Raw genomic sequence first — 26,446 nt, 5'->3', positions numbered from 1 at the left:
TGGTAAACAAGTTGCAATGGAATTAAATAAATAGTGAAGAAACATAAATAATTCTACACTTCTTCATTATTTTGATTTCTTATCTCAAAAAAGCAGTGCCTTTTAGGCACTGCTTTTAGCTATTAATAACGTGGTATTTTCGTAATTTGTGCCACGCCTGAATCAATAGCTGCTTTCGCTACTGCTTCCGCAACACTTGGAACAACTCTTTTATCTAATGGATTCGGGATTACATAATTCGCATTACGTTCTTCATCAGTAATGATGTTAGCGATCCCATATGCTGCCGCTAATTTCATCTCTTCTGTAATATCAGTTGCGCGCACATCTAACGCACCGCGGAATATTCCGGGAAACGCCAATACATTATTTACTTGATTCGCATAATCCGAGCGCCCAGTTCCTACTACAGCTGCCCCAGCCTCTAATGCATCCTCAGGGAAGATTTCTGGAATTGGATTCGCCATTGCAAACACAATTGCTTTCTCATTCATCGTCTGTACAAGTTCTTTCGTTAATACGTTAGGAGCAGATACGCCAATAAAAATATCAGCTTGGTTAATCGCTTCTTTTAACGTTCCACGCACATGTTCACGATTTGTCTTTTTTGAAACTTCAATTTGTGCTTCGTTCATCCATGTTTCACCTTCACAAACAATACCTTCTAGGCTAACTAGCGTAATGTGCTTTGCACCAGCCTTTAATAATAATTTTCCAATTGCAATTCCTGCCGAACCCGCACCGTTAATAACGATTTTCACATTATCCATTTGTTTGCTAACAACTTTTAATGCATTAATAACAGCTGCTAAAACGACAATAGCTGTTCCATGTTGATCATCATGGAATACAGGAATATTCGTTTCTTCTTTTAATCGTTTTTCAATTTCAAAACAACGCGGTGCTGCAATATCTTCTAAATTAATCCCTGCAAATGTAGGCTCTAAATTTTTCACAAGGGTAACGATTTCATCTACATCCGTTGTGCCTAAACATAATGGGAAAGCATCTACATTCGCAAACTTCTTAAACAAAATACTTTTTCCTTCCATAACAGGCATAGCCGCTTTCGGTCCAATGTTTCCTAAACCGAGTACCGCTGTTCCATCTGAGACAACTGCCACCATATTACCACGTGCTGTATAGTCATACACCGTTTCTTCATTTGCCGCAATTGCTTTGCAAGACTCCGCTACACCTGGTGTATACGTCAGGCTTAAATCATCCGCTGAATTTACTTCTACTTTACTTGTAATTTCAATTTTCCCTACTAATTCTTTATGCAATAACAATGATCTTTCATTAATTTGATTTGCTAACATACTTATAATCTCCCCTTAATTTGACAAGCTAGCTATATGAATATAGCTAGCTTGTTTGATCATGAAAACATCTTTAATAATATTGTCGCCGTTACAACCATTGCCGCCCCGCCTAAACGAGTCGAAATTTGCGCGAACGGCATTAATTCCATACGATTTGAAGCCGATAAAATAGCAACATCTCCAGTTCCACCTAAACCGCTATGACATCCAGTTACAATCGCCGATTCAACTGGATACATCTTCATCACTTTCCCTACAAGAAAACCTGATGCTACCATTGTAAGAACAACCGATGCGCACACAACAACATATCCTACTGAAAGAACTGCTGCTACGTCTTTTAACGGAATATATAGCAATCCTAATCCAACCATTAAAGGCCAAGTTAAATTCTTCGAAATAAATTTATATAAATGGAATGCTCCTTGCTCCATTTTTGCTGGCATTAATTTAAAGTATTTCACAAGCGCTGCTGAGAAAATCATAATGATTGCCCCAGGAATACCGATGAACTTAGAAGCAAATCCTCCGAAGATGAAGAACGTACACGCAATTAATAAACCTGCTCCCATTAATGAGAAGTCAATTGGCTTCTCTGTATTTTGTTCTTTTAATAATTCTGCTTGATTGTCTGTTTTCACTAATACACCGTTACCACTAAGCTCCGGTTTCTTCTCACCTAAACGCTTCATATACCCTGCACTTACAATTGCGAACATATTTCCAATAATAGCTGCTGGAATAAGCTGTGATACAAACGTTGCTGATGATTCATTTAAAATATCACTATAAGCTAGCGACAATGGTAAAATCCCTTCCCCGATACCACCACTCACAATTGGTACGATGATAAAGAAGAATGTGTGCTTCATTTCAAATCCAAATAATGAACCGACCAATAATCCTACTGCTACAGAAGCTAACGTCCCTACTACTAAAGGAATAAACATGCGAACGAAACCTTGTACTAACACTTTACGGTTCATTCCTAAAATACTTCCGACTACTAAACAAGAAATATATAAATATAAAAAGTTCGATTTTTTCATTAACATAGTCGCAGCTTCCATTGAAGCTGGATTCATCCAGTTAAAAAATACAAGTAATGATGGAATAAATAACGAAAGTATTGCTGGACCGCCGATATTTTTTAAAATTGGAATTCTCATCCCAATATCGCCTAAGAAAATCCCCATGATCATAATAACTGCAAATCCACCAATCATATCTGCTGGCAATTTATTATATACAGATGCCCCATAAATAATAGCAGCCAATACTACATATAATGGTAAAGGTATAACACCGATTTTTACATTCATAATTTTAGAAGCGAAAGATTCTCTTTGTACTTCATTTCCTTCAGAAAATGATACCGCTTCCACATTCTTTTGAATTCCCATATGGCACCCCCTCGTTTTCTTAATAACAATATTAAAACGCTTTCAATAGTAAAAATAGTTTTTGTAAGTTTTGTAATTGATTTTGTAATTAAAAAAAGTATAAGCGACTTATATTAAGTCGCTTATACGTAAAACTCTATTTTCTTTTGATCAACACATCTTAATTTACTTACAGGTCTTCCCACATGTTGGTACATCATTTCGTTTTCTAACACCCCAATGTCAGTCAGAAACATTACATATTTTCGAATAGAAACTCTTGAAATTCCAACTAATTGTGCCATTTCATCTGTTGTAAATACTCTTCCATTCAGAGACTCGATCTTCTGCCAAATTAATTGCAACGTTTGCTTCGTTAAACCTTTCGGAAGCTCTTTAGTGACAGTAGGCTCTCTTTTTTCTTTTTGTAAAATTAACGAATCTAATTCCGATTGACTAATTTTTTGTTGTTCTTTCATGAAAGTAAATTTTTCTCGATATATAGTTAATGCCTCTTTAAATCGTTCAAATGTAAATGGTTTAATTAAATAATCTACAACTCCATATTGTAATGCTTTTTTAATACTCCCCATATCATGTACAGCTGAAATCATCATTATATCGATTTCTTTTTCTTGGTTCCGGATATACATTAAAAGCTCAAACCCAGTCTCTTCAGGCATAAAAATATCAAGTAATACTAAATCTACTCGTGATTTCTCTAATACTTCTATCGCTGACTTTACTGAGTTAACTGCTTGAACAAGTTCAAACCCTCCTACTTGTTCTAAATAATGCGTATTTAACATTGCTACCATCGGGTCATCTTCTACAATTAAAACTTTAATCATATTTGCCTCTCATCCCTACCTTTAGGTATTTCAATCGTTATCGTTGTTCCCTTTCCTACTAATGAATGCATATGAATTTCCCCATTTATTCGCTGTATACTTTCTTTTACAAGATACAAACCATAACCGCGGTTATCTCCCTTTGTGGAATAACCTTTCGTAAATAATTCCTCTATTTCTTTTTCTTGTATACCTTTTCCCGTATCTTGTACTGTAATAGTTAGTATATCCCCATGTTGTATCTCAACTTCAACTTGCTTCTTTTCACAATTCGTCACTGCTTCTAATGCATTATCAATTAAATTTCCGACAATCGTAATAAGTTCATGAGTAATACTTTCATCATCTATTTCCGGCATATAAGAATCTTCACTTATAATTAATTTTATATTTTTCTCTCTAGCATAGCTGAGCTTACCTAGTAAAAAACCAGCAAATACTGGACTTTTTATTCTTTTCATAACTCCACCAATTTCATATTGATGCTCTGATACCATGCCGCTTATATACTTCTGTAATTCTTCATACTGTTTCATATGTGTAAGCCCTAATACGACATGCATCTTATTCATAAACTCATGAGATTGTGCCCGTAATGCTTCTGCATATAGTCTAATACCAGTTAGTTCCTCTGCTAGTTTTCTAATCTCTGTTTTATCACGAAATGTTGCAATTGCACCAACTATTTCTCCTTTTACATATAAAGGAACTCGATTCGTCACAATCGTAATTCCATAAATATTTTGTTCTTCGTTTAATTGTACTTCTCCCGTTTGCAATACTTCTTTTATACGTGAATTTGGCATATACAACTCAACATCTTTACCGATAAAATCTTCTTCAAGTCCGCTTTTTTTAAATAGACGTTTCGCTTCATTATTAATTAACGTTACTCTAGCCTCTTTATCTACAGCAATAATACCTTCCTTTACAGATTGTAGCATCGTATTTCTTTCTTCAAGAATTTTTGCTATCCTGTGCGGCTCAAGACCGAATAAACTTTTCTTTATATGTCTAGCTAGCAATATTGCTCCTATAATTCCGACTAATACACCCACTCCGACACCAATATAAATGATATGTCTACTTTCCTTAACTCTCTCTTTTACATTATCTGCTGAAATACCAACAGCCACTGCTCCAAGTTGTTCACCTGTTTCAGAAAATATTGGTACAAACACTCGCATGGAAATACCTAAAGTTCCTTCTGCTAACGATACATGTTCTTTTCCTTTCAATGCAGGCCCTTCATCTCCCCCAATAAAATGATGCCCTATTTTTTGAGGATTTGGATGTGACTTTCTTATTCCATTCATGTCCATAACTACAATAAATTGAACACCTGTGTTTTGTAATATTCTATTTGTATACGTTTGGATTGCAGAGGTATCTGCTTTCCCAACCAAACCATCGATTACAATCGAATCATTCGCCACAATGTGTGCAATTGTTTTTGCCTTCTCTGCTTGGCTATCCTCCGTCGTCCGTTCTACATTATGACTAATTAATATATCTGTCACAAGTAAAGAAAAAATTACAACTGTACAAACTAACAATGTAATCGTTTTCCATAAATTCCATAGTCTTTTTCTTTTTTTCATCCCGTTAATGACTCCCCTAATTGCTGAATAGAAAAATAAGTAAGGTGATATTATTTTCACCTTACTTATCTGCTGTTATTATACTTTAAATTTACTAGTCATCGCTTGTAGTTCTTCTGCCATCTCAGCTAAGTTTTGCGAAGCTGAACTAATTTCCTCCATGGAATTAACCTGTTCTTCTGTTGAAGCTGCAACACTTTGCATACTAGCTGTATTTTCTTCTGCAGCAGCTGCAATTTCATCAATAGCATTTGTCACTTCATTTGCATCTCCAGCAATTCTCTTCGTTGTTTCTACCATTTGATTAACTTGAGAAACAATATGTGTAGTAGAACTTAAAATTTCCGTAAAACTTACTTTCGTTTTTGTTACAACATCAAGGCCTTGTTGAACTTCTCCATTCACATTATCCATCGCCTTAACAGTATGTTCAATATCCGCCTTAATTTCTGCAATTAAATTTGCAATCTCTCCAGATGACTCTCCTGATTGCTCTGCTAATTTTCTAACCTCATCTGCTACAATAGCAAATCCTCGTCCCTGTTCACCTGCTCTTGCTGCTTCAATAGCCGCATTTAAAGCTAATAAGTTTGTTTGAGTTGCAATGTTTTGAATTGCTTCAGAAATAGCTCCTACTTGCTTTGATTTCTCATCAAGAAGTTTAATAATAGCATCTGACTCGGATACCGACCTAGAAATAGACTGCATTTGTTTTGCGGTTTGTTCAACTAAATCTTCTCCCTCTTCAGCTCTTTCACGGGCATGTAATGAGGAAATAGAAATTGACTCTGCGCTTCCGGTTACATCTTGAATTGCTGTATTTACTTGTTGTAATGTAGCAGCACCTTCTTCAACACCTTGACTTTGTGACTCAGCCCCACCTGATACTTGTTCCATCGCAATTGTAATTTGATCTGTCGCATCATTTGCTTGCTGTACGCTCGCTGTTAACTCTTCAGCCGATGCTGCAACATGTTCTGCTGAAAAGCTAATTTGGGTAATAACATCTTGTAAAGACGTAGACATTTCATTAAATGAATTCCCTAATTTCCCTATGTCATCCTTGGAATGGATTGTAATTTTCTCTGTTAAATCTCCCTTACTAATTTTATATGCCGATTCAGCTATTTTTCGTAATGGCCCTGTAATAGACTTTGTAATGAAATAAATTAATATACTACCAAATGCAATAGCAATAGCAATAACAATAAAAGTCTTATAAAATACTGGATTCGCAGCTTGGGTAATTTCTTCATCAAACATAACTCCAACTACTTTCCAGCCCGTTTTCTCATTTGTTGCAAAGATTAAATTCTTTTTATCATCTTGTTCTGTATAAGAGACATTTCCTTGTTTTTCTTCATAAATCGGTTTAATCCAAGGATCAGTAACTTTTGCACCTGGTTTTCTAGATGGATGACTAACAATTTGCTTATTTTGATCTAAAATAACTGCATAACCTTTTTCACCAATGTTAATCATTTTGGAAATTTTCAAGATGTTATCTAAATTTAAGTTAATTCCTATAACACCTTTACCATCTTTTACTTCTTTTGCAATTGTTACTACCATATTTTTTGTAGATGCTGATTGATATGGTGCAGTAACAATTACTTTCCCTTTATTTTCATGTGCTTCTTTATACCAAGATCTATCTGTTGGATTATACCCATCATCCATTTTGATAAATGGTTCTCTTATAAACTTTCCTGTCTGCGTTCCAATATAAATACCTTCTACTTCTGGATGAAGTTTTATATATTGCGCTAGCTTCGTTCTTACTATTTCTTCCTGTCCATTTGGATATGTATCCTCTGTTAAGATGTCTGCAAAGTACGTCGCATCAACAAATTTCTCTTCTATATTTTGAGAAATAACAGTATTTAAAATCGAAATATTCTCCTTTGCTTTAGCTGTCATTTGATGTTCAAAATTTGTTTTGGCAGTTTGATATGAAACACCACCGATAATAATTCCTGGTATAGTTAAAATAATAAAAAATGAAATGATTAATTTTTTATTGATACTCATACATTTAACCCCGTTAAATATTTTTTGCATAATAAGCCTCCTTTATGTAATGTGGATACTTGTGTCATTTTATACAATTAACATATATAAAACAATATATAATGATAACATGTAAATTTTTCGTCAATTATGCATTTTTACATATTCACTCCTTCTAAAGATGTAATCATAAAAAAATAAGAGAACTTCAGCTTATATAATAAGTTCAAGTTCTCTTATTTCGTAACAAAAAACCCCCACAAAAACTCCTCTTACAATTCCTTACATCTCTTTCCTTACTCATTCATTTAGAGCTTTTCACATAACTAATCGCCTGACTCCCCATTTGCATCCATGCCTTTTCAAAACTTTCTCTCGGTATTTTTACATCTAAACTTTCATTAAGAGGATCTCGAATATATACAAATTCCTTATCATATCCAATAAGCACTACACAATGTTCATTATACGTAATTGAAACATCTCCACTATTTGTTTCCCATGTAGTAAATTCATCTGCATCTAATGGTGCAAATGTTGCATTTGTGATCATGACTACCGGTTGTCCTGCTTTTACACTCTTATAAATTTCTTCTATATTCTTCCCTGTTAAGTCTACAGCTTTATTAGGTAAATATTTTTCCGCTAACTGAAAAAGTGGCCCATGATATACACCGTATCCTGATTCAGAAAATGTATAAATATTACCTACAAATCCTTCATTTGGATTCCCGCGCACACCATCATCTATAAAATCAACTTTTTTTATTTCATTTGCTAATGTCATCTTATCCACTGAAACACCAGCGTATTGTAACATCATCGCTAAGCTTGTCACTTCACAGCCTCGATCTAGCTCTGGTAGTTGCTGAATTAATGGTACACTTGATAAAATGACCTTTTCATCATTATTACTAAATTCCGGTTCTTTTCCGTTTTGTATATTGAAGAATGTCAACTTCTCCACATACTTTGTAACTCCATTTGTATATACACTCCATACCGCTATAGCTAGTAATGCTATACATATATACCACTTAAACCTCCGTATCACTCTCACGCCCTTTTTAGTTCGTTAAATAAGAATAAAATGCGTCAGCATCCGTTCGAATCACTGGTACAAAATTTAGTTCTTTTTCTCTCTCAGGTTGATCTTTTTTTATTTTTTCTGTTAGCTCTTGAATATTCATGTTCGCTTTGTCCATATTAAGCTCATCTGCCAATTGTAGCACCTTTTGTTCATTAATTTCTCTTAATACTTGATATATATCTTTCCCATACAAATCAATATGATATTTTTTTGCTTCTTCCTGCACTTTTTGTTCGTACACCTCTTGTGCTAATTCTTCAATTTCTTTTCCCTTTTGAGAAATGTCTAACTTCCCTGCTTCTTCTCTTACTTTCTTTCCATAGATTTCTTCTGCAATGTCCTCTATTTCTTTTCCATTTGTCGAAATACCTAATTTATCTGCTTCATCATTAATTTTAATCATATTAATTTGATTAATTAAATTTACAATTGATGTATTTTCTATAGATATGCCTAGTTTTAACGCTTCTTGCTTCACTTTTGTTTCATAGATTTCTTCTGACAACGTCCCAACATCTTTTCCTTCAATCGATATGCCTAACTGCTCTGCTTCCCTTCCTACTTCTGTTTCATGAATTTCTTTTTCTAGTGTAATTTGTTCTTTTCCTTCCGTTTCAATACCTAGTTTCTCTGCTTTTTCTTCTGTATGCACTGCATGTATCTTACCATTATTTAATTGTTCTTTACTGCGCTGCGTGTAATCAGTCTTTCCTTTTTGTGTTTCAGAAGGAGAGGCACCCCCTAATATACTTAAGCTCATTACTCCAATAGTGAATACCGTCATCATTTTCTTTTTCAAAATTAATTCCTCCCTCTTATACTTTCTTTCCCATCATTCCCCTAGTTTTTTTAATACTATACATACATCTCATCGCTGCTTGAGATAACATTATGATTGATAAACCCCACTCACATACACCTAGTCTCTTCTTCATGTAACGAACTTTCTTTATGCCATACATAATATAAATAGTTTCTTAACTTTACCTTAAAAAAAGACGACCTTGTGTAAAAACAAGGTCGTCTTTTTACTTATATTTTTTGGTTTTTAGGGAAAATCACTTCAAAACAAGTGCCATCTCCCCATTTGCTCTCTACTGATATTTTTCCGTAATGCTTTTCTACAATCCAATTTGCGATTGAAAGACCTAATCCAGCTCCTTCTGACGTACTTCTTGCTTTATCCCCTTGATAAAAACGATCAAATAATTTTGGAATATCTTCTTCTTTCACTCCTATCCCGTCATCTTTCACCTGTATACGAATTGAACTACTCGTTTGCGTGCAATCAATTTGAATATGCCCACCTTCATTTGTATACTTCATCGCATTATCTAACAGTATGACCATCATTTGATGAATCCGCTCTCTATCCCCCATAAAAGATACGTCACGTTCTACTTTTAGTATCATTTCTTTTTCTTGATAAGAAGCAATCTCCTTATATGGAGCTACTATTTCTTCTAACAATTTATCGAGTTCAAATATTTTCTTATCCATCTCAATTTGATTAGAATCAGAACGGGCTAGCAATAATAAATTACTAACTAGTTTTGATAAACGCCTACATTCTTTTGAAATTGTAGAAATATCCATCGCTTTTTCTTCTATCGTAGCGGATGGTGACTGAAATAACACATCCGTTTTTGATTGAATAACTGCAAGTGGTGTCCTTAGTTCATGTGATGCATCAGAAACGAATTGCTGCTGTTTCTCCCATGAATTTTGAATAGGTACGAGTGCCCTGCCAGCTAAGAAAAAGCCGATTCCTATTGCACATAAACTTCCTATGCTACAACCTATAATAAGAATTAAAAATAAAGTATTTAACATTCCTTCTTCCGCTGTTATATCTCGCACGATTTGAACTATTTCTCCATCTTTTTGAAGCGAAAATGCTCTAAAATATCGTCCTTGTACTTTGATATCTTGTAACTCCCCTATTTTTTCCGGAGAAAACTTTTCCAAATTCTCTTCAAAAATAGAACGGAATTTACGGTTATCGCCCTCTATTTTCACTATTTTCCCATTCCAAGTTATTCTAGTTACTCGCGGATCTCCAATTTGGATATTCTCCATACGTTTTCTTGGTGGTATTTTAACATCTAATTTTTCTCTATACTGAGCCATCATTTTTATAGATTGATCCACTTCATTATAAATACGCTTATATGTGTATGAATAAATAATACTACCTAATATACCTATTAATAGGATAAATACTAATGAATTCACTATAGTCAAACGAATGCGTGTCTTTTGAAACATACTTCCCTTTTTCATTGTTCTTTTAATATATATCCAATACCTCGAACGGTTTGAATATCTTTCTGATAACCGAATGGTTCTAATTTTTTACGCAAATGATGCACATACACTTCCACAATGGCTACTGTCGTATCTGAATCAAATCCCCAAACACGATCAAAAATTTGTTCACGCATTAAAATCTTCCCGCTATTTTGAATGAGATACTCTAGCAGCTCATATTGTTTCAATGTCAACTTAATACTTTGTCCATCTACTTGAACGTCTTTATCTTTTCCGAACAATTCAATCCCTTTATAGCGAATCGTTTGCTGCGTTGTTAAACTACCACTTCTGCGTAGTAAAGCGCGAATTCTCGCTTTTAATTCAGGGGCCTGGAATGGCTTAACGATATAGTCATCTCCACCAAAATCCAATCCCTTCACCCGATCTTCTAAAGAATCTCTCGCTGTCAAAAACAGGACTGGTGTTTCAATCTTTTCATCACGTATTTTTTGAATTACTTCAAATCCGTCCATCCCTGGCATCATCACATCCAGTAAAATTGCATCATATATATTTTGAAGAGCTAAAAACAATCCATCTTCTCCATTTATTGCCGTATCTACTTCAAATTCATCACGCAAAATTTGTACGATAGACTCTAATAACGAGGCATTATCTTCTACTACAAGTAAGCGCATGCTCTCACCTTCCATCAAATAGTTCAATTCTATTTATTATTACATTTCTTCTCTTCATAACAAAAGAATGTAGTTACATTACGTATTTTCATTTTTAACTATTTCCTTCTAAAATTTTGAAGTTTTATTATAAAAACTTTGTCTTAAATTTAGCTTAATAAAAAATTGAAAGAAATAAGATTCCTCTTATCTCTTTCAATTTTTTATTACATATACCTTTTTACTCGGCAATTCCAAACAATTTAGCTGACCACCGTACACAGCCCCGCCATCAATTCCAATAATACGATTACTACCAAAATACACTCCGCAATCCTCACTACCATGAAGCGTTTTTGTTTCCGTATGCCCAAATACAACAACCTTTTCACCGCTATATCCATTATGAAATTCATTACGGATCCACATTAACGTATATGGTTCAGATTCAGAAACTCGTTTCATCGGTTCAACCCCAGCATGTACAAATATATACTCTTCTGTTTCAATGTAATGATCTAATTCTTGAATAAACTTTATATGTTCCTCTAATACACGAGAGTGTAAAATCGGTTTTTGGAAGTCTTTCTCATTAACCGCAATATCCTCTTCTACAAATCCATAGCTATATAATGTCTTATCTCCACCATTTCTTTTTACCCAATGGTTCCATGAACGTTCCTCATTTGTCGTTAACGCCTTAATCATCATATCTTCATGATTTCCCTTTAAAATGAGTGCTCCCTCTTCTTTCAATTCTCTTACCTTTTCAATTACAGCACGCGCATTTGAACCACGATCTACATAATCTCCCAGTAAGATTAATTGATCCTGTTTCGCATCATATTGTGCTTCTTCCAATAACTGTTCGAACTTTTCTATTTCTCCATGAATATCACTAATAACAAGAATTCTTTTCATATTATCCCCCCTCTTTCTAATTATAGTTCAAAACGACAGAAAGTTCAGAATTGAAATCCCGAATCATATTTATCCCGCATTAATGGGCCGTAAGACCCCCGCTGATTAAAGTTTCACTTTATTACAAACTAAACTATTATCCTTACAACAATGTAAGTCTCTTGTCATCCAATTCGATAGTTGTAATTACTGTATTTCCTTATACTGAAAGTAAGAAATGAAACAAAAAACAAGGAGAGATGAGAGATGAAAAAAGTAATGGAAGTTATAGTAGCGGTAGTAGAGGTTTTCGTAAATGGTAAACAAGTCGCAATGGAGTTAAATAAATAATGAAAAGGACAACATTCACTCTAGACCCTTTACTCATATAAAAGAGATAAGACTTCATCATTTCTTTGATCCCTTATCTCCCTATAAAGAAAGCCGTATCCCTTTTAAGGATACGGCTTTCTCTTATTTTTGACTTGTACGAGCTGAAATGCTAATTGCTCTATCTGTTGCTTTGGCAGCTTCATCTAACACTTCTTTACTATTCTTCCCGTCATACATCGCTTCTAATGCTTTTACAACTGCATCTCGTGATTCTGGGAATACACTAATTAAAGCCCCTTGTGTTGCTGGAGATTGCTTCGTGGCTTGCAGTTGATTTACTGTTACTTTCAACTGTGGGTATTTTTCATATTGCTCTTTTACTAATGGCTCATTATATGCATCTGGATTAATTGAGAAATAGCCTGTTGCAGTATGCCATTTTGCTTGTACGTCTGGCTTCGTTAAATATTTCATAAAGTCCCAAGCACCTTGTTGCGTTTCTTCTGAAACCATATTCGTCATCCATAATGATGCTCCACCAATAACAACACCATTTTGTTTCGAATCCTCTGGATACGGAATATATGAAACACCTACATTAAACTTAGATGCATCAATTAAATCACGAACACCTGCTGAAGAATCTAAATACATAGCAACTTGTCCAGACTGGAACGCGGCACGAATATCATCCCAACTTGCTCCATACTTTCCAAGTGCGCCAGCTTTATTTAAATCATCTAACATTCCAAATACTTTCTGTCCTTCTTTACCGTTAAATACCGCCTTCTTTGCAGCATCCTTACGGCCGTTTTCGTTATCTACATATAAAGCACCTTGTGTCGCTAATAATTCTTCAAAGAACCAACCATAGTTAAGCATGGAGAATCCATATTGTTTTACATTTCCGCCTTCTTTAATCGTTAACTTTTTCGCTGCTTCTTGTAATTCCGCATATGTTTTCGGAGCTTTCTCTGGATCTAAGCCCGCCTTTGCGAAAGCATCTTTATTATAAATTAATACTGGTGTAGATGAATTAAATGGCATAGAATACATTTTTCCATCAACTGAATAATAATTTGTAATTGCTTTTTCTAATTTTGACGTATCGTACTTATCTTTTTTTATCCAGCTATCAATTGGTGTGATTTTTTTACTATCAATCATATATTTCGTTGTAATTTCACTCGATTGAACAAGAGCTGGCGCTTCTTTCGTTGCAGACATCGTTCTAAATTTCGTTAAAGACTCTTCATATGTTCCTTGGAACTCTGCCTTTATCTCATATTTATTTTGCGACTTATTATAGTCTGCAACAAGACCATCTAGTACTCCTTGTGTTTTTCCACCCATCGCATGCCAGAAGCGAATTACAGTTTTATCACCATTTTTTTCAACTGGTGCTACTTTTGCCTGTGCTTCAGGTTTTCCTTCTGTTTTACTATTTGAACAAGCGGCACTAGATAATGCCATTGTTGCTACCATTAATAGCGCAGCACCTTTTTTAACTAGACTCATTTAAATCTCACCTTCTCTTAGTTATTTAATTGCACCTTTTGTTAATCCTTGTTGTAATTGCTTTTGCCCTAAAAATAGTAAAATCAATGTTGGAATAACGATAACCGTAACACCGGCCATTACGCTTCCCCAATCAGTTGCAACTTCTTGAGACTGAAGCTGCTTCACACCGATTTGCACTGTTCTTACTTTTTCATCAGTGGTCACTAAAAGTGGCCATAAATACATATTCCATGTTGTTAAAAAGCTATATACTCCAAGCGTAATAAAACTCGTTTTACAATACGGAATTACGACGCTAAATAAAAACTTTATATTCCCAATTCCTTCAATAAAAGCAGCTTCTTTCAGTTCATTCGGAAGCGTCATAAAATGTTGACGTAGTAAGAAAATACCGAAAGCTGTTGCAAAAAACGGCACTGTCATCCCAGCAAAACTATTGATCCAACCAAAGTTTTGAATCGTTAAAAAATTAGGTACCATCGTTGCTTCCCACGGAATAAGCATCGTTGAAATAAACAGGAAGAAAATTAAGTTTCTCCCTTTAAACTGAAGAAAAACAAAAGCATAAGCTGCTAAACTTGATACGATAAGTTGTCCAATCATAACGACTGTCGATACAATTAAACTGTTATATAAGTATGTAAAAAGCGGTACTTTTTGAAAAATATTAATGAAATTATCAAAAGTAAACTGGGTCGGAAATAACCTTCTCATTTGAATATCGTCTGGTGTCATAAAGCTTATTAAAAATGCATACAGTACAGGAAAAAATACCATTACTGCACTAATAATGAGCAGCATGTATAATAGGAAATTTTGTTTCCACTGTTTAACAATCATTTATAATGCACCTTTCTCTCAGCAAACTTAAATTGAAGTAATGTAGCAAGGAAAATGAAAACAAATAATACCATTGCTTGTGCACTTGCTGTTCCAAATTGATGATTCACAAACGCCTCTTTGTAAATCGAGTACACAATCAAATTCGTTGCATCATTTGGTCCACCGTGCGTTAAAATATCAATTTGCCCAAAGATTTGGAACGCACTAATTAATGTTACTGTTACAATAAAGAATAAAGTTGGTGATAGCATCGGTAATGTAACACGGCGAAGTTTATATAAATAACTAGCACCATCTATAGATGCACTCTCATATAACGACGTATCGATATTTTGTAAACCACCTAATATAACTAAAAATGCAAAACCTGTATTCACCCAAACTGTTGTAACTGATACAGAGAATAGTGCCCAGTCCGGACTCGTTAACCATGCGATTGCAGGAAGGTTCATAGAGGCTAATATATTATTAAATAATCCTACACTTGGATGAAATAAAAATAGCCAAATCACTGCACTAGCAGCTACTGATATTCCCATCGTCGAAGAAAACAGAACTCGGAATAACCCAATACCTCTTACTTTTCCATTTGCAATCAATGCAAGAAACAAAGCAAATATAATACTCGTAGGCACTGTATATAAAACAAATAATAAAGTTGATTTTATACTTTTGTAGAAGGCTGGATCAGAGAATAAGTATTGATAATTTTCTAAGCCAACGAAAAGATTAGCTTCCCCATGTATATCGGTTAAATAAAAGCTATAGTAAATTGTCCTAAACAATGGATAGAACAAAAAAATCGAAAATAATAAAATAGATGGAGCCAAAAACAATAATCCTATTCTTAAATCTTTCGTTCTCCCCCATAATTTTTTCTTTTTTGACACCTTTGTTTGAACTGGTAACTTACTTACTTCGATCATTATTTCGCCACCACTTTCAACTCTTCTTCAGCTACCACTTTTAAGCGTTCATTCGTGTTTTCGTTAAAGAAGCATAACTTTTCTTGCGAGAATAATAATTTTACTTTGTCACCTTTGTTCAAGAGTAACTGTCCGATAACTTTCGCACTCCAAGTTGTTCCATTTACCGCAAAGTTCAATATAGATTCATTCCCTAATACTTCTACAGATTGCAACGTCACTTCTTGTCCCTCCTCAGACAGTGCAATATGCTCAGGGCGCATGCCTATGCGAATTGTTCCTTCTGGTAATTGCTTTAACTGTCTAATAGATAATGGAATTTGCAATTGTCCTATATGTAATACACCTTTTTCTTTATTTACTTCCCCATCATTTATATTCATAGAAGGAGAACCTATAAAGTTTGCAACAAATTCGTTTGCTGGTTCGTTATATATGTCAAGTGGTGTTCCAACTTGCTGTATACTTCCTTTATTTAAAACCATGATACGATATCCCATAGTCATCGCTTCTATTTGATCGTGCGTAACGTAAATCATCGTAATTCCTAATCGCTGCTGAATTTCTCTAATTTCAATTCTCATTTGCGCACGTAATTTCGCATCCAAATTCGAAAGTGGTTCATCCATTAAACAGATTGGCGCTTGACTCACAATTGCCCTGGCAAGTGCAACACGCTGTCTTTGTCCGCCTGATAATTGGCCTGGTTTCATTTTCACATACTCTTTCAGTCCTACCATTTCAATAGCTTCCATTAATCGCTTTTGTCGCTCTTCTTTTTGTACTTTTCTTACCTTAAGTCCAAATAAAATATTTTCTTCTACAGATAAGTGTGGATATAATGCATAATTTTGAAATACCATTGATAGATTACGGTCTTTCGGCTCTAGATCATTTGCAACACGTTCATTAATAATTAAATCTCCTGAAGAAATCTCTTCTAAGCCAGCGATCATTCGTAATAATGTACTTTTCCCGCATCCCGAAGGTCCAACTAAAACAAAAAATTCACCCTTCTTAATATGAACCGATACGCCTTTAACCGCTGTCTCTTCTGCATTTTTATATACCTTTGAAACATTTTTCAATTCAATCACAAGGTTGCACTCCTTTTTTCTTCTTGTATCCATACTTCATAATGACTTGTTGAAATCGCACTTGCTCCTGCACGAATTGCAATTTCCGCATCTTCTCGCGTTTGAATCAGCCCGCCTGCAATAATAGGAAACTCTATTTCCTCTACTAGCTGTTTAATTATAGAAGGCATAATCCCCGGCATAATCTCTACTGCATTTGGTTTAGTCGTTTTACAATTTTCAATTGATTTAGTAAGGGATAAAGTATCTACAATAAAAATACGTTGAATTGTTTTCAATCCAATTTTATTAGCATTTCGAATTGTTGAACCCTTTGTTGAAATAATACCTTGTGCCCCGATAACATCTTGAATATACAAAAGCGCTTCCTCTGTATTCGTATTTAAGCCTTGTATAAAATCACAATGAAGAAATACATCATGTCCATGTTTCTGCAATTCATATACACGCTCTGGTAATTCCAGCATTGAACCAGTCATAAGAAAAACTGTTTTCGGCAATTTTTTGTATGCTTTGTATCCTTTCCAATCCTTTATCATCGCAATATAAGGTTCTTTAAACATTTTTTCCACCTAACTGTTCTATTTTTATCCAAACTAAAAACACCTACTTACATAGAACGCCTTTTTCCTTATTTGAACTCTAGGGAATAGAGCACACCTAAGAAAGTGGCACATTATATGTAAGTGGGTGTTCTCAAATGTTCTCTACCCTATTTATTTTGTTACCTTTACTATATTACGCATTTATTAAGTCAGTTTTGATAGATTGTTAATTAGGTGTTAATCGAATGTTAATATTCACCATATTTTCTTAACATTAATCTAGATATACAAATAAATCCCAACGGCAAACAACTATCTTTAAAATTTAAGTGATATGCAAATTCATTCCATAGTTAATTAGTTTTAGTTTTCTCGCAACGGCTTGTGAAGCATAATTATTCCAAGAAGTACTATAAAGTGGAATGCTTTTTCTTCTTGTATTGATATCGCCCAGGCTGTAACACCATCAGTACCATATCCGTTCCCTTGAAACTCCGCTAAAGTTTCCACACTTACCTCAGCAGCTACGGGCGTACTTCTGGCACTGCAACAAACAGAAACTCCCTTTTCATTTTTTACAATTGCAAAATAAGGTTTCCTCCTTATTTACTCCATTTACCATCCATTCATAATCTATTTTTCATATTCAAAATAAAAATCCCATTCAAATACACATTACTGAATCCATCATACTAACTGATTTCTTCATTCTGTCTATCTAAATGGGATTATTTTTCGTTTTTTACTCTACTGGCTGTTGTGGCTGTACTACTTCATTCGCTCCAGCTACCCTCAACATATTTACAATATCTTTAAAACCTCTTTTTTCAGCGTATTGCAGTGGCGTCAGATGTTCCTTGTTAGCCATGTTTACATCTGCATCGTGATCAATAAGCAATTGAATTACTTTCTTATGGTTTTCACTACCATTTCCTAATACAATTGCTTCTAATAACGCTGTTCCACCACGTTCATTTTTATAATTCACATCAATATCTGTATGCTCTAATAATTCTTTAACAACCTCTACATGGCCACGCTCAGATGCAGAAATAAGTGCTGTCCCACCTGACCTAGTCGTTTCTTTCGTATTAACTCCTGCATTAATTAATACTTTTACAATATCCGTATATCCTTCTCTACTTGCATAAAGAAGTGGATTACTTTTTTTCTCATCTTTAATTTCAATATTAGCACCTGCACCAATTAATGCTTTAACTGTCTCTACATGATTTTGGTACGTCGCTGCAAGGACAGGCGTTTCTCCGTTGTCACCTTCTACGTTTATATTCGCTCCATCCTGAATCAACTTCATAGCTGTCTCTGTGTCTCCAAGGGTAGCTGAAAGTAACAACTGTTTGTCCATTAAATTTATACTTTTCTCTTCTTTAGATTCTGCCTGTTCTTTATGCTTCTCTTTTTTCTTTTCATTTTTCACATGAACCGGTTTCGATTCTGGTTCTTCTTGCTTATCGCAAGCCACTACCGTCATTAAAAGTCCTAATAAAATACATAATAAAATTTTTTGTTTTCTCACAACTACAGCTCCTATGAAAGATAATGTTTTCTTAACCATTCCTCCATCACATACAATAACTCTTCTTGAGTACATTTATCCATAAGCCCTTTAGATTCCTTCTTTAATCGGATTATCTTAAGCTTATACTATGTTTCTCAACCTATTGAAATGATACGCCTGATGGCCCCATCATTAACATTATGAAGCAATTAGTTTAGCACGTTTTTACCGCATTTGTATACATTTCTAAAAAGTACATAAAGTGAAACTTTAATTAGTGGGGGTTTTGTTCATCCACCACTAATTATTAGCCCACACCAATCGGGCTTTTACGGGCAGCCCGAATCCACCTAACTTCTTTGCTTTCACTAAATTTTGAGGTGGGGATCTTACTGCCCGTTAATGTGGGATAAATGATTGCTTTAGGTTACTATATTCCATTGTAACCGTTCTTCTAAAAATTTTACACCTTTTCTATATTTGCACCTGAGTAATAATAGAAAAAGACAACTACATAGTTGTCTTTTTCTATTAATGATGTCCACCATGATTTCCTGCTTTCGGTTTCCCCATCATCTCTTTATTCATTTCCCATTTATGCTCTGCTAGCTCTTTATACGAAAGAACTTTACCCTTATAGTTAGATACAAAGCTCTCTGCATCTTTTTTATTTTTAAATGAAATGACATTATAAGCCATCGGTGTCGTTATTGTTTTATCATATACGTAAGTAGCCTCTTCTAACGAAATCCAATCTTTCGAATCATAATCTCGGACAAATTTCTCTTTCGTCTTTTCACCTGAATTGATCTCCATCCATTTATACATACAACCGATATCATCAAACTTTAACGCTTTTCCATTTTCTAAAATAATTTCTGTTGCAAATTGATTATCTGTTACCCCAATTTGGCAAATATCACATTTATCATGTTTCTCATCAATGGCAACAGCTGCTGTTTCCTTTTTCCCACACCCGACTACCGTAAATACGAAACATAAACATATAGCAAGTACGACATATTTTACTTTCATCAATATTCCTCCCTAGAAACCATATACTCCACGAAAAGAATACCAAAAGGTTGTGTGAGATTTGTGAAAAAACAATGTGCTTTTTGTAATATAGGAAACAAACAAAGATGTGTAGTTATTTCTACACATCTCTCATCACTCGCAACCTGTAATTAACAAATCATCTTCTAACTTAACTAATAATGTATCCGCACTAATTTCCTGTCCAACTTCTACATTTACCAATCTTATATTTCCACTAATACCGACTGCGATTTTTTTAAGCTCACCGTCATTTTTTCGAATCATCAATAATTTTTCCCATTCATATACGTAAGAAGATTCATTAATAAAAATCTCCTCTACTTTTCCTTCATAAGAGCTATAAATCTCTTCAATTCTCGTTTTCATATAACATCTACTCCCTATTTCACACTTCACTATTTTCATCTTATTCTACCATTCTTACGAGGAGCAGCTTACTTTTTAAAAATTCAAATTAACTACCGTGAACAAAATGAACAAAATAAAAATTATGCTTCTAATGATGTTATTTTTCAAATTATTTACCATTTGAATAGATGCTTTTATTATAAATAAAAAACCTTTTTCTGAATTTTTATTCTATTTTGAAAGCGCAATCATTCTTTTGAGGGGGAAATTACATGTTAGCACTACTTGGATTTGCGATGGTATTTGTCTTTATGTTTTTAATTATGACGAAACGTATGTCAGCGCTAGTAGCATTAATATTAATTCCGAGTGTTTTTGCATTAATTGGCGGATTCTATGCCAATATGGGGCCTATGATGTTAGAGGGGATTCAAAAGTTAGCACCTACTGGTATTATGCTTATGTTCGCTATTTTATATTTTGGGATTATGATTGATAGCGGTTTATTCGATCCTGTCATTAGTAAGATTTTAAAATTTGTAAAAGGAGATCCTTTAAAAATCGTTGTCGGAACGGCTATATTGACTATTATCGTCTCTCTAGATGGTGACGGTACAACAACATACATGATTACAGTTTCCGCAATGTATCCACTATATAAGCGCCTTGGAATGAACCCCCTCATATTAGCTGGAGTTGTTATGTTAGGGGCGGGGGTAACAAATCTTACACCTTGGGGTGGACCCACAGCTCGTGTTATGAGCGCACTTGGACTTGAGGCTTCTGAATTATTTACACCTCTTATTCCAGGAATGATTGTTGGTGCAATTTGGGTTGTTTTCGTTGCTTACTATCTTGGAAAAAAAGAAAGAAAACGTTTAGGAATTATGGATGTACAGTATTTAAAACAAATGCAAACAATGGATGAGCAAGCTGCAACTGTCGAAGCCGCAGTGCATAAACGTCCTAAACTTCTATGGATTAACTTTTTATTAACCGCTACATTACTTGTCTGTCTCATACTAGAAGTTATGCCGTTACCTGTTTTATTTACAGTCGCTTTTGCTATTGCTGTTATGATTAACTACCCAAACTTAGAACAACAAAAAGAGCGTATTGCTTCTCACGCAGGAAACGTATTAGCGGTTGTTTCTCTCGTATTTGCTGCCGGTATTTTCACTGGTATTTTATCTGGAACAAAAATGGTAGATGCAATGGCTAACAGTGTAGTAACTCTTATACCAGATGCACTTGGACCACAATTGCCAATTATTACAGCTCTTCTTAGTATGCCATTCACATTTTTCATGTCCAATGATGCATTTTACTTTGGGGTATTACCTATTTTAACTAAGGCTGCTGCTACTTACGGAATTAGTGCAGCTGAAATGGGACGTGCTTCCTTACTTGGGCAACCCGTTCACTTATTAAGTCCTCTTGTTGCATCCACTTATTTATTAGTTGGGATGGCAAAAGTTGATTTTGGTGAACATCAACGTTTTACTTTATTGTGGGCAGTTGGAACGACAATGGTGATGTTGATTACTGGAATTGTAATTGGGATTATTCCAATATAAGACGCAAAAAACAGTAGAAGAAATAAATCCTCTACTGTTTTTTATTATGAAGAAACAAGAAAATACCGTCTCTCCGGTCTCCCAACACTTCCATATATTAGCTCTGCGTGGACTTTCTTCCCAGATATCAAATACTCTAAATAGCGCCTTGCAGTTGATCGACTTACGCCTACCATTGAACTTAGTACCTCTGCTGTAATCCCTTCTTCATTAACTGTTAACATATGTTTTTTTATTTTTGCTAAAGTTAAGGGGTCTATCCCTTTCGGGGCATATTCCATTTCATTTCCCTTTACGCCTCTTTGAGACCATAAATGTTCTATTTGTTCTGTAGATAATTGATTATTTTTCTTCAGCTGCACAATCTTTTTTTGATAACTTTCCAAACTCGCCTTAAATCGATCAAACATTAGTGGCTTTACAATATAATCTGTTACTCCGCCCCGCAGGGCGTGCCTCACTACATCTGTTTCCGATGCCGCTGTAATCATAATAATATCTGTATCGTGCAAATGATTCCTAATATATGTGACAAGTTCCGTTCCTTGCATATCAGGTAAGTACACATCTAATAACACGAGCTGTGGCTTCACAAGCTCTAGCCATTCTTTCGCTTGTTCTCCAGTCGTTGCCGTTCCAATTACTTTAAATCCCTCAATTTTTTCAGTAAAACGACGATGAATATCAGCAATCCGAATATCATCTTCTACAATTAATACTTCAATCTCCTCACCCATTACTATTCGCCTCTCTCTTTCGGTAGTGCAATAATAAATAACGCACCACCTAAATCCCCTTTTTCAATTGCAATACTTCCATTTAAATCTTCTACTAACTCTTTCACTTTTGCTAATCCATATCCTCGCTCTCCTCCTTCTTTCGTCGAAAAGCCTTTATAGAATATGCTAGTAATTATTTCATCATGAATCCCTTGCCCTGAATCTTCCACTTCAATTACTATTTCTTCTCCAATATCAGTTACAAACATCCTTACTGTCTTATCATTCTCTTCATTTTTTTCAATTGCTTCAAATGCATTCGTAATTAAATTTCCTAAAATAGAAACGACATAATTACTCTCAATATGTGGACTTAATTTGTCTAAACCACTTTCTCTATCTAGCATAAAATCAATCTTCAACTCTCGTGCTCTATTATAAAATCCAATTAAAATTCCACCTAGCCATGGATTTTGAATCCGCTTCATAATAAATTGAACAAAATCTTGATATACCGCTGTTTCCTTATGAATAAGCTCTAAAGCATCTTCGTATGATTCTAATTGGATAAGACCTGAAAGCGTATACAATAAATTGTTATATTCGTGCGCTTGCGCTCGTAATGCCTCTGTATATTGCTTCGTCTGAGATAATTCTGCTGTTAACTGATCCAGTTCAGATTTCAAACGTAAGCTCGATACAACGCCAGTTACTTTATTCTTTACTTTAATAGGTAGACGGTTCGCAATAACAGCCTGTCCTTTTATATTTAATTGGCGATCAAACTGTTCTTCACCAGTTTGAAGTACATCTAGTATCGTTGAATTAGGAATTACATTTAAAATAAATTCCCCAATAATATTTTGTTGTTTATCTAGCGAAAGAATATCATAGGCTGCTTGATTGACTAAACTAATCATGCCATTTTTATCGATTACAATAATCCCTTCACGTACAGATTGAATCACTGTACTATGCTCTTCATATAAAGATGAAATTTCTTCTGGTTCCATACCGAACATCATTCTTTTTATACTTGCCGCTAAATATATAGAGCCGATTACTCCAATTAATAGCCCTATTATTGTAATCCAAAATACACGCTTTCCATACACCTCTACCGCTCCATGAATATCATCCATTGAAAATCCAACAGACACCACACCAATGATTTCATTTTCCTGATTACGGATTGGAACTTTTCCGCGTAATGAAGGGCCTAATGATCCAGTTGCTTTCGAAACATATGATTTTCCTTCTAATAAAACGCCTTTGTTATCTCCACCAATCATCGCTTCTCCTATTTTATCTCGCTCAGGATGTGCATATCGAATCCCCTCTTTATTTCCAACTACAATGAAGTCAGCCTCTGTATCCATTCGAATTCTTTCTGCAATCGGCTGAATAATAGAAGCTGGGTTTTCTTTTTGAAAAGCTTCCTTTATTTCAGGTATAGCAGCAACTGTTTTCGCAACATGCAAAGCTCGTTTCCCAATTTGCTCTTCTACCGTTTCAGATAATATGTAATAAAATAAATAACTCGTTAGCATAAGTACAACTAAAATAAGTGTACTTATAGTTAATGTAATTCTCGGTTGGAGTTTTAATTTTTTAAATTTCAAAACCATTCCCCTAACATGATTAAAGATAGAATTTAAAGAATATACAGTCTCTTTAATTATACTTAATCATAACACGGTTACTCTATATTTCTTTCTTTTTCTCTTCATAAAAAAAGAAACGAAGTAAAATTACTACCTCGTTTCTTAACATTCGTTATTACACTTTAAACTTACTAATCATCTCTTGTAATTCTTCTGCCATTTGTGATAAATGGACTGCTGCTGCATTTATTTCATCTACTGAAGCTAATTGTTCTTCTGAAGAACCAGCAATATTTTGAACGCTTGCTGCATTTTCTTCAATCGTAGCTGCAATTTCATTAATAGATGCACTTACTTGTTTTGCATCTACCGTCATTTGTTTTGCTACATCTACCATGCTATCAATTTGTACAACTGTATCATTTGTAGACTTCAATATTTCGGCAAAGCTTTGCTTCGTTTCATTTGCAACTACAAGTCCTGATTGTACTTCTACTCCAACTTGATTCATAGAGCTTACTGTTTCTTTTATATCAAATTGAATCTCTTTCACTAGTTTCCCAATTTCCGTAGAAGACTGTCCTGATTGTTCTGCTAGCTTTCGCACTTCATCTGCTACAATTGCAAATCCTCTTCCTTGCTCTCCAGCTCTCGCAGCCTCAATTGCCGCATTTAACGCTAATAAATTTGTCTGTTCAGCAATATGTTGAATCACTTCAAGGATTGCTCCAATTTGTTTCGACTTATCGTCTAACAAACCAATGATTTTGTCTGACTGCGAAACAGACTCATGAATTAATTGCATTTGATTCACAGTTTGTTCAACTAACTTCCCACCATTTTCAGCTTTTTTCTTCGTATACATAGAGGCTGTAGATACTAATGAAGAACTATCTGCAACACGCTGAATTCCTTCTGTAACTTCTTCTAACAATGTTGCTCCTTCTTCAACTTCTTTCGTTTGTATTTCTGCACCACTTGATACTTGCTCTATCGCCTGTGTAATTTGTTCCGTTGCTTCGCTTGTCTGCTTCATACTAGCTGTTAATTCTTCTGAAGATGCCGCTACATGACTTGCTGAAGTGTTTATATTGGAAATGACACTTTGTAACGATGCAGCCATCTCGTTAAAACTTTCTCCTAGCTGCCCAATTTCATCTTTAGAATGAACTGTAATTGACTCTGTTAAATCGCCTTCACTAATCTTTTTCGATGATATAACAAGTTGTTTTAACGGTTTAATAATAGACGCAATTATGAAGTAAATTACAATCCCACCGATTATTAGTGAAATACCAAGAACAGTTATTGTTTTATAGAAAATAGGTTCAGCCGCTTGGATAATTTCTTTGGAAGGCATAATTCCTGCTATTTTCCATCCAGTTTTCTTATTCGTTTTAAAAGTGATATTGCGATCTTCACCATCTAATGAATAATGAAAATCCCCAGCTTCCTGTTTATACAATTCTTTACTAAGTTTCTCTTCTAATTTCTCTCCTGGCTTCATTTTCGGGTGCGCTACTACATTTTTATCTTGATCAAATATCGCTACATATCCTTCCTTACCGATATTAACCATCTTGGAAGTAGTAACAATATCATTAATGATTAAGTCAATCCCAAGAACTCCACTTTTATCCTCGTTTTGTTTTGCTAGTGTAATAACAATATTCCCTGTCGTTTTTGACTTATATGGGGCAGTTACAATTACTTCTCCACTTTTCTTCACGGCCTCTTTATACCAATCTCTTTCTGTAGGATTATATCCATCTGGCATCTGAATAGCTGGTGATTGAATAAACTGTCCATTACTAGATCCTGTATAGATTGCTTCCATTTCTGGATGCAGTTTATTGTATTCTTCTAGTTTATTTTGTATGTTTTGAATTTGATCTGCTTGGTAACTTGATTGTGTGAATAATTTCGTAAAATAAGTTGCATCTACTTTTTTACTATCCAATTCTTTATTAATTACATTATCCAAAATTTTTATATTATCTTTCGCCGAGTTTAAAATCGTTTCATTAAAATTCGTCTTCGCCTGTTGATAAGACGTCCAACCAATTACAATACTTGGAAGAATTAAAATAATAATAAATGATACAAGTAACTTTGTTTTTAAACTACTACTCCTTAATTTCCCTTGAAACATACTTCTACCCCTCCATACCGTTTAAATGTAATTAATTAACATTTAATCTTTCTATAAAAATAATACGATTTAAATGTATCGATGAGACTCTCTATCTTTTTCTACATCATAAAG

At 34.5% G+C, this 26,446-nt stretch carries 22 protein-coding genes and 3 pseudogenes; 1 reads left to right on the top strand and 24 read right to left on the bottom strand.

The genetic code is table 11. From position 1 onward, the window contains the following. Positions 1-122: 122 nt before the first annotated feature. The 20 genes and pseudogenes from ACTFRY_RS26575 to ACTFRY_RS26480 form a co-directional block, all read right to left on the bottom strand. Complete coding sequence (locus ACTFRY_RS26575; protein ID WP_000880785.1) at positions 123-1,322, bottom strand: NAD(P)-dependent malic enzyme; 1,200 nt, start codon at positions 1,320-1,322, stop codon at positions 123-125. 59 nt (positions 1,323-1,381) lie between these two features. Beyond that, positions 1,382-2,728, bottom strand: a complete 1,347-nt coding sequence (locus ACTFRY_RS26570) for a 2-hydroxycarboxylate transporter family protein (protein WP_000512722.1) — start codon at positions 2,726-2,728, stop codon at positions 1,382-1,384. Between the two features lie 122 nt (positions 2,729-2,850). Then, positions 2,851-3,558, bottom strand: coding sequence for a response regulator (locus tag ACTFRY_RS26565; RefSeq protein WP_000598689.1), 708 nt, complete (start codon positions 3,556-3,558; stop codon positions 2,851-2,853). Then, positions 3,555-5,159, bottom strand: a complete 1,605-nt coding sequence (locus tag ACTFRY_RS26560; protein ID WP_000746420.1) for a sensor histidine kinase — start codon at positions 5,157-5,159, stop codon at positions 3,555-3,557. Before ACTFRY_RS26560 ends, ACTFRY_RS26565 begins: the two co-directional genes overlap by 4 nt. Positions 5,160-5,237: 78 nt before the next feature. Next, positions 5,238-6,056 carry a methyl-accepting chemotaxis protein gene (locus tag ACTFRY_RS26555; RefSeq protein ID WP_432804035.1) on the bottom strand — a complete coding sequence of 273 codons (819 nt, stop codon included), beginning with the start codon at positions 6,054-6,056 and terminating at the stop codon, positions 5,238-5,240. Between the two features lie 120 nt (positions 6,057-6,176). Next, positions 6,177-7,079, bottom strand: a pseudogene (locus ACTFRY_RS26550) (HAMP domain-containing protein); the annotation flags it as partial. Between the two features lie 394 nt (positions 7,080-7,473). Continuing rightward, positions 7,474-8,223 carry a C39 family peptidase gene (locus ACTFRY_RS26545; RefSeq protein ID WP_002004381.1) on the bottom strand — a complete coding sequence of 250 codons (750 nt, stop codon included), beginning with the start codon at positions 8,221-8,223 and terminating at the stop codon, positions 7,474-7,476. 13 nt (positions 8,224-8,236) lie between these two features. Further along, positions 8,237-9,058 carry a hypothetical protein gene (locus ACTFRY_RS26540; RefSeq protein WP_000728589.1) on the bottom strand — a complete coding sequence of 274 codons (822 nt, stop codon included), beginning with the start codon at positions 9,056-9,058 and terminating at the stop codon, positions 8,237-8,239. A gap of 233 nt (positions 9,059-9,291) precedes the next feature. Next, entirely contained in the window at positions 9,292-10,542 is a 1,251-nt protein-coding gene (locus tag ACTFRY_RS26535; protein WP_082186567.1) for a sensor histidine kinase, read from the bottom strand. Continuing rightward, positions 10,539-11,210, bottom strand: a complete 672-nt coding sequence (locus ACTFRY_RS26530; RefSeq protein WP_001238623.1) for a response regulator transcription factor — start codon at positions 11,208-11,210, stop codon at positions 10,539-10,541. Before ACTFRY_RS26530 ends, ACTFRY_RS26535 begins: the two co-directional genes overlap by 4 nt. A gap of 195 nt (positions 11,211-11,405) precedes the next feature. Beyond that, entirely contained in the window at positions 11,406-12,110 is a 705-nt protein-coding gene (locus ACTFRY_RS26525) for a metallophosphoesterase family protein (RefSeq protein ID WP_098616467.1), read from the bottom strand. Positions 12,111-12,563: 453 nt separating this feature from the next. Next, positions 12,564-13,940, bottom strand: coding sequence for an ABC transporter substrate-binding protein (locus ACTFRY_RS26520; RefSeq protein WP_098616468.1), 1,377 nt, complete (start codon positions 13,938-13,940; stop codon positions 12,564-12,566). Between the two features lie 21 nt (positions 13,941-13,961). Then, entirely contained in the window at positions 13,962-14,783 is an 822-nt protein-coding gene (locus tag ACTFRY_RS26515; RefSeq protein ID WP_098616469.1) for a carbohydrate ABC transporter permease, read from the bottom strand. Then, positions 14,780-15,712 (bottom strand): carbohydrate ABC transporter permease, encoded by a 933-nt coding sequence (locus ACTFRY_RS26510; protein ID WP_098616470.1) that lies wholly within the window; start codon positions 15,710-15,712, stop codon positions 14,780-14,782. Before ACTFRY_RS26510 ends, ACTFRY_RS26515 begins: the two co-directional genes overlap by 4 nt. After that, positions 15,712-16,809, bottom strand: a complete 1,098-nt coding sequence (locus tag ACTFRY_RS26505) for an ABC transporter ATP-binding protein (RefSeq protein WP_136986322.1) — start codon at positions 16,807-16,809, stop codon at positions 15,712-15,714. Before ACTFRY_RS26505 ends, ACTFRY_RS26510 begins: the two co-directional genes overlap by 1 nt. Then, positions 16,806-17,372 (bottom strand): glycerol-3-phosphate responsive antiterminator, encoded by a 567-nt coding sequence (locus ACTFRY_RS26500; RefSeq protein WP_000472003.1) that lies wholly within the window; start codon positions 17,370-17,372, stop codon positions 16,806-16,808. Before ACTFRY_RS26500 ends, ACTFRY_RS26505 begins: the two co-directional genes overlap by 4 nt. 307 nt (positions 17,373-17,679) lie before the next feature. After that, positions 17,680-17,954, bottom strand: a pseudogene (locus tag ACTFRY_RS26495) (GNAT family N-acetyltransferase); the annotation flags it as partial. A 142-nt stretch (positions 17,955-18,096) separates the two neighbouring features. Then, positions 18,097-18,966, bottom strand: coding sequence for an ankyrin repeat domain-containing protein (locus ACTFRY_RS26490; protein ID WP_141541462.1), 870 nt, complete (start codon positions 18,964-18,966; stop codon positions 18,097-18,099). Between the two features lie 438 nt (positions 18,967-19,404). Then, positions 19,405-19,908 (bottom strand): nitrous oxide reductase accessory protein NosL, encoded by a 504-nt coding sequence (locus ACTFRY_RS26485; RefSeq protein ID WP_000865667.1) that lies wholly within the window; start codon positions 19,906-19,908, stop codon positions 19,405-19,407. Positions 19,909-20,043: 135 nt separating this feature from the next. Next, positions 20,044-20,298, bottom strand: a complete 255-nt coding sequence (locus ACTFRY_RS26480) for a hypothetical protein (protein WP_000857376.1) — start codon at positions 20,296-20,298, stop codon at positions 20,044-20,046. Positions 20,299-20,552: 254 nt separating this feature from the next. Here ACTFRY_RS26480 and ACTFRY_RS26475 point away from each other — a divergent pair, with 254 nt between their 5' ends. Then, positions 20,553-21,857 carry a CitMHS family transporter gene (locus tag ACTFRY_RS26475; RefSeq protein ID WP_098616472.1) on the top strand — a complete coding sequence of 435 codons (1,305 nt, stop codon included), beginning with the start codon at positions 20,553-20,555 and terminating at the stop codon, positions 21,855-21,857. A 44-nt stretch (positions 21,858-21,901) separates the two neighbouring features. Here ACTFRY_RS26475 and ACTFRY_RS26470 read toward each other — a convergent pair whose 3' ends face one another. From ACTFRY_RS26470 to ACTFRY_RS26455, 4 genes and pseudogenes are all read right to left on the bottom strand, one after another. After that, positions 21,902-22,594 (bottom strand): response regulator, encoded by a 693-nt coding sequence (locus tag ACTFRY_RS26470; protein ID WP_000503470.1) that lies wholly within the window; start codon positions 22,592-22,594, stop codon positions 21,902-21,904. Between the two features lie 2 nt (positions 22,595-22,596). After that, entirely contained in the window at positions 22,597-24,204 is a 1,608-nt protein-coding gene (locus tag ACTFRY_RS26465) for an ATP-binding protein (RefSeq protein WP_089149510.1), read from the bottom strand. A gap of 151 nt (positions 24,205-24,355) precedes the next feature. After that, positions 24,356-25,216 carry a methyl-accepting chemotaxis protein gene (locus ACTFRY_RS26460; protein WP_374221872.1) on the bottom strand — a complete coding sequence of 287 codons (861 nt, stop codon included), beginning with the start codon at positions 25,214-25,216 and terminating at the stop codon, positions 24,356-24,358. A gap of 81 nt (positions 25,217-25,297) precedes the next feature. Then, a pseudogene (locus ACTFRY_RS26455) lies at positions 25,298-26,332 on the bottom strand (HAMP domain-containing protein); the annotation flags it as partial. Between the last annotated feature and the right edge of the window lie 114 nt (positions 26,333-26,446).

Origin of the sequence: Bacillus cereus group sp. MYBK195-1 (genome assembly GCF_051916605.1) — a bacterium.
Classification (GTDB): domain Bacteria; phylum Bacillota; class Bacilli; order Bacillales; family Bacillaceae_G; genus Bacillus_A; species Bacillus_A cereus.
The sequence above is the reverse complement of the archived record's forward strand: the minus strand, read 5'-3'. Positions and strand labels throughout refer to the sequence as shown.

What these genes read in the sequence shown, in the direction of transcription:
- ACTFRY_RS26575 (WP_000880785.1), bottom strand. Translation starts at nt 1,322, where the DNA reads ATGTTAGCAAATCAAATTAATGAAAGATCATTGTTATTGCATAAAGAA.
- ACTFRY_RS26570 (WP_000512722.1), bottom strand. Translation starts at nt 2,728, where the DNA reads ATGGGAATTCAAAAGAATGTGGAAGCGGTATCATTTTCTGAAGGAAAT.
- ACTFRY_RS26565 (WP_000598689.1), bottom strand. Translation starts at nt 3,558, where the DNA reads ATGATTAAAGTTTTAATTGTAGAAGATGACCCGATGGTAGCAATGTTA.
- ACTFRY_RS26560 (WP_000746420.1), bottom strand. Translation starts at nt 5,159, where the DNA reads ATGAAAAAAAGAAAAAGACTATGGAATTTATGGAAAACGATTACATTG.
- ACTFRY_RS26555 (WP_432804035.1), bottom strand. Translation starts at nt 6,056, where the DNA reads ATGGAACAAGTATCAGGTGGGGCTGAGTCACAAAGTCAAGGTGTTGAA.
- ACTFRY_RS26535 (WP_082186567.1), bottom strand. Translation starts at nt 10,542, where the DNA reads ATGAAAAAGGGAAGTATGTTTCAAAAGACACGCATTCGTTTGACTATA.
- ACTFRY_RS26530 (WP_001238623.1), bottom strand. Translation starts at nt 11,210, where the DNA reads ATGCGCTTACTTGTAGTAGAAGATAATGCCTCGTTATTAGAGTCTATC.
- ACTFRY_RS26525 (WP_098616467.1), bottom strand. Translation starts at nt 12,110, where the DNA reads ATGAAAAGAATTCTTGTTATTAGTGATATTCATGGAGAAATAGAAAAG.
- ACTFRY_RS26520 (WP_098616468.1), bottom strand. Translation starts at nt 13,940, where the DNA reads ATGAGTCTAGTTAAAAAAGGTGCTGCGCTATTAATGGTAGCAACAATG.
- ACTFRY_RS26515 (WP_098616469.1), bottom strand. Translation starts at nt 14,783, where the DNA reads ATGATTGTTAAACAGTGGAAACAAAATTTCCTATTATACATGCTGCTC.
- ACTFRY_RS26510 (WP_098616470.1), bottom strand. Translation starts at nt 15,712, where the DNA reads ATGATCGAAGTAAGTAAGTTACCAGTTCAAACAAAGGTGTCAAAAAAG.
- ACTFRY_RS26500 (WP_000472003.1), bottom strand. Translation starts at nt 17,372, where the DNA reads ATGTTTAAAGAACCTTATATTGCGATGATAAAGGATTGGAAAGGATAC.
- ACTFRY_RS26490 (WP_141541462.1), bottom strand. Translation starts at nt 18,966, where the DNA reads ATGTACTCAAGAAGAGTTATTGTATGTGATGGAGGAATGGTTAAGAAA.
- ACTFRY_RS26485 (WP_000865667.1), bottom strand. Translation starts at nt 19,908, where the DNA reads ATGAAAGTAAAATATGTCGTACTTGCTATATGTTTATGTTTCGTATTT.
- ACTFRY_RS26480 (WP_000857376.1), bottom strand. Translation starts at nt 20,298, where the DNA reads ATGAAAACGAGAATTGAAGAGATTTATAGCTCTTATGAAGGAAAAGTA.
- ACTFRY_RS26475 (WP_098616472.1), top strand. Translation starts at nt 20,553, where the DNA reads ATGTTAGCACTACTTGGATTTGCGATGGTATTTGTCTTTATGTTTTTA.
- ACTFRY_RS26470 (WP_000503470.1), bottom strand. Translation starts at nt 22,594, where the DNA reads ATGGGTGAGGAGATTGAAGTATTAATTGTAGAAGATGATATTCGGATT.
- ACTFRY_RS26465 (WP_089149510.1), bottom strand. Translation starts at nt 24,204, where the DNA reads ATGGTTTTGAAATTTAAAAAATTAAAACTCCAACCGAGAATTACATTA.
- ACTFRY_RS26460 (WP_374221872.1), bottom strand. Translation starts at nt 25,216, where the DNA reads ATGAAGCAGACAAGCGAAGCAACGGAACAAATTACACAGGCGATAGAG.